Origin of the sequence: Rhodococcus sp. IEGM 1379 (genome assembly GCF_030056815.1) — a bacterium.
Classification (GTDB): domain Bacteria; phylum Actinomycetota; class Actinomycetes; order Mycobacteriales; family Mycobacteriaceae; genus Rhodococcus_F.
The window spans coordinates 63,478-70,492 of the sequence record NZ_JASHKR010000025.1 but is presented as its reverse complement, the minus strand read 5'-3'; the positions used below and the strand labels follow the sequence as shown (position 1 = coordinate 70,492).

Genomic DNA, 7,015 nt, shown 5'->3' with positions numbered 1-7,015 from the left:
AACCAGGTGAAGTCCAACCGCGTGGTCGGCGACGTCAACGGCCTCACCTGCGTGCTGATCGACGACATGATCGACACCGGCGGTACCATCGCCGGCGCCGTCAAGGTTCTCAAGGATGCCGGTGCCGGTGACGTCATCATCGCCACCACCCACGGTATCTTCTCGGATCCGGCCGCCGAGCGATTGGCGTCCTGCGGCGCCAAGGAGGTCATCACGACCAACACGCTCCCGATCCCCGAGTCGAAGCAGTTCCCGACGCTGACCGTGCTGTCCATCGCACCTCTCCTCGCTCGGACCATCAAGGAAGTTTTCGAGAATGGTTCTGTGACTTCACTGTTCGACGGCATCGCGTAGTTTCACCGTGCCACGGGCGCGTATCGGTAACCATTGACGGTCACCGGTACGCGCCTTGTGCATTTCATCCGGACGAGTCGATCCAGCCCCGGCAGGCGCCGAGCCTCCGCCTCGGAACCAGACCGATCAGTCTTCACGAAACCATTTGTGCGACACACAGATACCGCCAAATCCGACAATCGGCATGATCTTGATCACGCCCTCTGGGAGAATCCCAGGTCGATGTTGGGCCGGTGTTCACCGCCCCGCAAACTTCGCCTAATGTGGCTCGTCGTGATCGACGCGCAAACCTTGGAATCCCGGCCAGAATCTCATTCACTGAATTCATCAGTTCCGACGGTCCGGCGGTGGCGCCCAGGATCTTGTGTCTGGTGTGGCGACGACGCCTCCGTCGAAATGTTCCGCAATGAACCGCGCTGCGAAAAGTGCCGCGAAAACGAAGGCATCATCGACGACGCCAAGCGCTTCCTCGGGATGTACGGCCTGCGCCCGCTCGGCGGAACGCTGCAGTCCGACGACGACGAAGAGCGTGAGTACCGCGTCACCGCCCGCGAAGCTCGCCGCGTCCTCAACGAAATCCGGATGGACGTCCTGCCCGACGCAACCGCCGTGCGCAAGGCAATTCGCCCCCGCGCCGCATCCGTCGTCGCCGACACGTCACCCGCGCGCGCTGCTCGCCCCTCCAGCACCGGCACCGCGACACGCGTAGCCGCTCCGGTGAAGACGGACACCGTCGACATCAACACGCTGCAGACGCGCGTTCTGGGACTTCTCGATCAGCTCGGCACCATCGAAGAGCAGATCAAGGTCGCCGAACTCGCTCAGGGCCTTCCCGCTCGCGCCCGTCTGAGCGATCTCAACAAGCAGAAAGCAACTGTGCTGCGCACGCTGGCTGCCCTCGAGAAGGCTCGCATCGCCGCCTCCAACTAAATCCCTCGCGTCCGTCCCACGGCCCTGTCTCGTTTGTCGAGACGGGGCCGTTCTGTATTCCCCGGCACGGCTCCACCCAACTCCCCGACACGGCGATGCGGGAAGGTTGCCCGGTCGCAGGTAGCTTTACGAATCGTGAATGACATCACCATCACCTTTGTCGTGCTTGCCGTAGTCGTGGCGCTCTTCGTCATCGGCCGGATCCCCGTCGGAATTATCGCAATCGGAACAGCGCTGGCGCTGTACGCGACCGGGGTGATCTCGATGGAGCAGGCGCTGGCCGGATTCGGCGATCCGACAGTCGTATTCATCGCCGCGCTGTTTGTCGTGAGTGAGGCGCTCGATGCCACCGGCGTCACTACCTGGGCCGGCGAGAAACTGCTCGCCAAGGTCGGTGATTCGCGGGTTCGGTTGGTGAGCGCGATCATGTTGCTGGTTGCCGCCCTGACCGCGCTGATCAGTGTCAACGGAGCAGTAGCTGCCTTGATCCCGATGGTTGTCGTCCTGGCCGTTCGCCTCGGCCGATCCACCTCTCAGTTGCTGCTCCCCCTCGCCTTCGCTGCGCACGCCGGTTCGATGCTCACGTTGACCGGTACACCGGTAAACATCATCGTCTCGGACGCCGCCGACGACGCCGGGGCCGGCGCGTTCGGGTTCTTCGACTTCACGCTGATCGGTGCACCGCTGGTACTCGGAACCATCGCGATCGCGGTATTTCTCGGCCCTCGTGTGCTCCCCCACCGCGCCGGCGTTTCTATGTCCCCGGACCTGAGCCGCCACGCGAAAACGCTCGCGCAGCAATACAGCATCGCGGGCGGTTGCGATCAATCCGAAGCCCCGCTCATCACCAAGGAAGACGGCGTCGTCGAGGTGATCGTGCCGCCGCGTTCGGAGATCATCGGCGACAAGGTTTTTCCCGGCATGGTGACCGACAGCGGCGATCTGGTAGTCCTCGCAGTCCAGCGCGCCGGAGAGAACTGCGGACCAAACGGCGTCCGCCTGGCAGCCGGCGACACCTTGTTGCTGCAGGGCAGCTGGGACGATCTGGACGCCCGCACCTCGGTCGACCCGAACGTCCTCGTCGTCGATCCGCCCGCATTGATTCGCAAGCAGGCCGCACCGCTCGGCACCCGTGCCATCCTGTCCCTGGCCGTCGTCGCAGCCATGGTGATCATGCTGACCTTCGGCATCGTCCCGTCTGCCATCGCGGGTCTACTGGCCGCCTGCGCGATGGTTCTGCTGCGCGTCATCAGCGTCGAGCAGGCACACCGCTCGATCTCCTGGACCACACTCATCCTCGTCGGCGGAATGATCCCGCTGTCCACGGCCATTCAGCAAACCGGTGCGGCCGAGAAGCTGGCCAACGGGTTTGTCGACATCGTCGGTGACTCCAGCCCTTACATCGTGGTCGCCGGCCTCTTCCTCGTGACGGCAACGCTGGGTCAGCTCATCAGCAACACCGCGACAGCGTTGATCATCACGCCGATCGCGATCTCTGTGGCGTCAGAATTGAACATCTCGGTGCTACCGCTTCTGATGACTGTGACCGTTGCCGCCGCCGCGTCGTTCCTGACACCGGTTGCGACTCCCGCGAACATGATGGTGATGGGTCCGGGCGGCTACAAGTTCGGCGACTACTGGAAGCTCGGATTACCGATGCTCCTGTGGTTCCTGGTAGTTGCGACGGTACTGATTCCCGTGATCTGGAGCTTCTGATGTGCTCACCGCGACTCTTGTCCCAGGTGTACGAATCCATCGAACGCGAGGACCGAAAGGTCAGCCGGCGATCGATCTTCGCGGCTCTGGGTGCGACAGCTCTCGCCGTCGGAGCCCAGAACACCGCGTCGGCGGCCCCAGCGGCACTGCCTCTCAACGGTTCCACACTGGTCGATCTCACTCACGTGTTGACGACGAATTTTCCCGTCTGGCCTGGTGCGCCGTCGTTCGAGATGAAGAACCTGGCAAGGACCGCGTCGACCGGCGGATCGCTGGGGTCGCTCGGGTCATTGGGATCGCTGGGTGGTGGGAGCTCTTTCTATCTGAACGAACTTCGGATGGGAGAACACACCGGCACCCACATCGACGCCCCCGCGCATGCCAGTGCGGACGGAATCACCGTGGAGAAAATCCCCGTCGCAGACCTCGTTGTGCCCATTGCGATCATCGATATCAGCGTTCGGGCCGAAGCTGACAACAACACGGTTCTCACGCGGGCGGACATCCTCGATTGGGAAACAGTTCACGGGATGCTGCCTTCCCGCAGCCTCGTCGCGATGAACTCGGGCTGGGATGCCCGTCTGAGAGTCGACGGTGCATTCACCAACCAAGACGCACTCGGCCGGCAGCACACCCCGGGATTCGATCCCGACGCCGTCGACTTTCTGGTGCGCGAACGAGACATCCTTGCCCTGGGCTCGGACACCCTCAGCATCGACGCCGGCCGCAGCACAACCTACGGCGCTCACCGAAACGCGCTGGGCTCAGGCAAATACGCGGTGGAGGCCCTGGCTAATTTGTCGACGCTTCCAGCGGTGGGCGCCACCGTGATGATCGGTGCACCCACCCATGCCGGCGGTTCCGGTGGACCGTGCCGGGTTATCGCCTGGCACTGAAAGTTTCTAGGAGACTGGAGTCACTAGAAGCACTTTGTCGTTGGTGCCGTTGTCCGTGGTGACCAGAAGTGAACCGTCGGCAGTCGGAGTGACCGAACGCAGGCGTCCGAACTGGTTCTCCAATCCGTAGGTCAGTGCGTCGACGGATCGACCGTCGTCGCTCAGGCGCACGAAGACCAGTTTCTTGGTCTTCAATGCGCCCATCACCAGCGCTCCGTTCCACGCTCCCCACTGCGGTCCGGTCACAAAGGCACCGCTCGCGGTGGCAAGTGTCGAGTTGCCCGAACTCCACACCGCTTCGACGGCACCGGGCACCCTGATCGGATCGGTCATCGGCACGGACTCGTCGTAGATTCCCAGGCCTCGGTCCGGTTTGTAGCCGTAGTTTCCGCCGGGCCTCAGGAGGTTCACTTCGTCGTTGGCACCGGTGCCCTGCTCCACCGCATACACCCGATCGGTGCCCGGTTGAACCGCCAGACCTTGCACGTTCCGATGACCGAGGGTGTAGACCGGGCTGGACGGGTTGATGGTCCCGGCTGCCGGCGTGCCGTCGGCGTTGATGTGCAATACCTTGCCGCCCAGCGAGGTCGGATCCTGCGGAACAGTGGGCCTCGCGGTGTCGCCCGTTCCGACGAACAAGGTGCCGTCCTGCGCTGCGAGGATCCGGCAGCCGCCGTGGCGACCGGCTTCCACCGGAATTCCCGTCAACACAGTCCCGGTTCGGGTGAGTGCTGTCCATCCTGCGTCAACCGTCCAGGCCGCAATTCGGATGTCAGTGATTCCCCCGCCTTGAAATCCCTGGCAGGTGTAGAGAATTCGCGACTGCCCGAAGTCCCGTGCAAGAGCCATGCCCATCAACCCGGTCTCCGACTTGACGTAGAGATCCGAGAGGTTTGCGCTCACCGGCCCGGTAGAGCCATTGCCACGTCGGACAAAGAACCCGCCCGAACGTTGCCCGGTGAGCACCGCGCCGTCGGGAGCTGCTACCACGTCCCAGGGGTGATCCAGTCCCTCCATGACGGTGGTTACCGAAAGGTCCGGAAGTGTGTCCTCGGTGGGGGTTTCCGAACTGCCCAGGGAACCACTACCTAGCGAACTGCTGCCCAGCGAGCCCAGGCTCCCCGACGACTGAAGTGACTGAGCCGAGCACTGGGTCACCGGGATCGTCAGAATCGCGATAGTGGCTACTGTCAGGACAGCATATTTCGGGTGACGCACACGTGCTCCTCAGCTTGGCAACCGTTCTGCAAAGCCTCACTATAAACAGTCATTAGGGATATTCGGGGCAAATATTTCCTGCATGCGTGTGCATAACCGTCCACAAGATGCAGTTTTATGCGGAAACCCGCATCTCGGGACGATTTGTGGACAGTTATGCACGGGCATCTTTGCAACAGGAGCCGGACCGATCACACCCGGTCTGCGCACAACAGCGCGAACCTCTGATCGTCATCGGTCCACACTTTCTGCACAGCAAATCCCGCAGCCTCGAGTTCTGCGGAAATACTGTCGACGGTGAACTTCGCGGAAATCTCGGTACGCAACTGCTCACCTTTCGCGAAGGTGATCTCCAGATCCAAGTCCTCGATACGCACCGAAAGATCGCGCGACGCTTCAAGTCGCATCTCGATCCACTGGTTCTCGCTGTCCCAGAGGGCTACGTGACGGAAGGCTTCGATCGGAAAGTCAGCTCCCAGCTGCTTGTTCAGAACACTGAGAACGTTGAGGTTGAATTGTGCTGTCACTCCGGCACTGTCGTCGTAGGCCGGAACGAGAACAGCGGGATCGGTCACCAGTCCCACTCCGAGGATCAAGCTCTCCCCCGAATCCAGCACCGCAGAAACACCGGACAGAAACTCGCCGCGCTCAACCGGAATCAGGTTTCCGAGAGTACCGCCCAGAAAAGCGACTGCCCGCTTACCTCCGCTGGGGAGGTGATGCAGCGATCCGGTGAAGTCACTGATCACTCCGACAACACCTAGACCGGGGAACTCGGCATCGATCTGACAAGCGGCACTCTCCAGCGCGGTTACGGAAACATCCTGCGGTACATACGTGTGCAGTGAACCTTTCATCGCGTCCAGCAACAAGCGCGTCTTCTCCGACGAACCGGATCCCAGTTCGATCAGCATCTCCGGGCTGGTCAACTCAGCGATCGCCGGTGCACACTCAGCCAGCAAGGCTCGCTCGGTGCGAGTCGGGTAGTACTCGGGCAATTGTGTGATTTGTTCGAACAATTCGCTTCCGCGTGCATCGTAGAACCACTTGGGCGAGAGCCACTTCGGAGATGCTGTCAGCCCGGCACGGGCGTCGACGCGTAGTGCTTCGACAAGTTCTTCTGGGGTCAGGTAGACCTCGAACGTAGGGGTGCTCATCGTTCTCCCATCGGGATCGGGGTGATGATCAGGTGGCCGGGGCGCGCACAGGCCAATGCTCTGTCGGGGATTTGCTCCCACCCGGGCGAATCGTCGAATGGTTCCGATGCGATCAGGGCAGTCGATTCATCGACGAGCGCGTACAACGTGTGTCCCCAAGCTGTGGCCCACAATTCGTTCCCGTCGCCGAGCAGCAGGTTCAGTTTCGAGCCGGGCGCCGCTGCCTCGACATCATGGACGACGGCGGTCAGTGCAGACTCCGCTGATGCCACCTGCAGACGGCGCCGCACCAATGTCCACAACATCGCCGCATCTGTCGGTGCCGACATGCTCAACAACTGAACCGCCGGAATGTCCTCGGCCAGAGTGGAAACCGACTCCGGCCAACCGAACACAGCTCCGTTGTGACTGAAGGCGTAGCGATCATCCGCGAACGGAGCGCAGGCGCCGATCTCTACTGCCATCCCCTCCGTCGCGGAACGCACTGCTGCAAGGACGGACCCGGAGTGGATATGCGAAAGCGTTTCCTCGACAGTGGGATCCGACCAGATCGGCGAAACACTGCGGTAGCGACCGAGTGTGCCACCGCGCCACCACGCGGCACCGAAGCCGTCGGCGTTGATGGTTCCGCCTCCTCGCATCTCCTTGGGTGCCCACGACTGCCGCACCAGCGACTGTGATCCGAAGTGCAGGAGGTCGCGGACAGAAGTGACCGGCCCGACGTACCCGAGGTGTCGGCACATG

General features: G+C 62.3%; 7 protein-coding genes. 4 read left to right on the top strand and 3 right to left on the bottom strand.

All coding sequences use genetic code 11. From position 1 onward, the window contains the following. From prs to QM600_RS15805, 4 genes are all read left to right on the top strand, one after another. Positions 1-354 (top strand): ribose-phosphate diphosphokinase (gene prs, locus QM600_RS15820; protein ID WP_283262436.1); only part of this gene is annotated, 354 nt, incomplete at its 5' end. 273 nt (positions 355-627) lie between these two features. After that, entirely contained in the window at positions 628-1,284 is a 657-nt protein-coding gene (locus QM600_RS15815) for a hypothetical protein (protein WP_502942992.1), read from the top strand. A 135-nt stretch (positions 1,285-1,419) separates the two neighbouring features. Continuing rightward, a complete protein-coding gene (locus QM600_RS15810; protein ID WP_283262434.1) occupies positions 1,420-3,000 on the top strand; it encodes an SLC13 family permease in 1,581 nt (526 codons plus the stop codon). Beyond that, on the top strand, positions 3,000-3,896 hold the full coding sequence (locus tag QM600_RS15805) for a cyclase family protein (protein WP_283262433.1): 897 nt from the start codon (positions 3,000-3,002) through the stop codon (positions 3,894-3,896). Before QM600_RS15810 ends, QM600_RS15805 begins: the two co-directional genes overlap by 1 nt. Before the next feature lie 6 nt (positions 3,897-3,902). Here the strand turns inward: QM600_RS15805 and QM600_RS15800 are convergent, their stop codons facing one another. From QM600_RS15800 to egtC, 3 genes are all read right to left on the bottom strand, one after another. Next, on the bottom strand, positions 3,903-5,114 hold the full coding sequence (locus QM600_RS15800; protein ID WP_283262432.1) for a PQQ-dependent sugar dehydrogenase: 1,212 nt from the start codon (positions 5,112-5,114) through the stop codon (positions 3,903-3,905). Between the two features lie 191 nt (positions 5,115-5,305). Next, positions 5,306-6,271, bottom strand: coding sequence for an L-histidine N(alpha)-methyltransferase (gene egtD, locus QM600_RS15795; protein WP_283262431.1), 966 nt, complete (start codon positions 6,269-6,271; stop codon positions 5,306-5,308). Beyond that, on the bottom strand, positions 6,268-7,014 hold the full coding sequence (egtC, locus tag QM600_RS15790; protein WP_283262429.1) for an ergothioneine biosynthesis protein EgtC: 747 nt from the start codon (positions 7,012-7,014) through the stop codon (positions 6,268-6,270). The genes egtD and egtC overlap by 4 nt, the downstream gene beginning before the upstream one ends. Between the last annotated feature and the right edge of the window lies 1 nt (position 7,015).

Coding starts and splice junctions, on each gene's coding strand:
- QM600_RS15805 (WP_283262433.1), top strand. CDS start 3,000: ATGTGCTCACCGCGACTCTTGTCCCAGGTGTACGAATCCATCGAACGC.
- egtD (WP_283262431.1), bottom strand. CDS start 6,271: ATGAGCACCCCTACGTTCGAGGTCTACCTGACCCCAGAAGAACTTGTC.
- egtC (WP_283262429.1), bottom strand. CDS start 7,014: ATGTGCCGACACCTCGGGTACGTCGGGCCGGTCACTTCTGTCCGCGAC.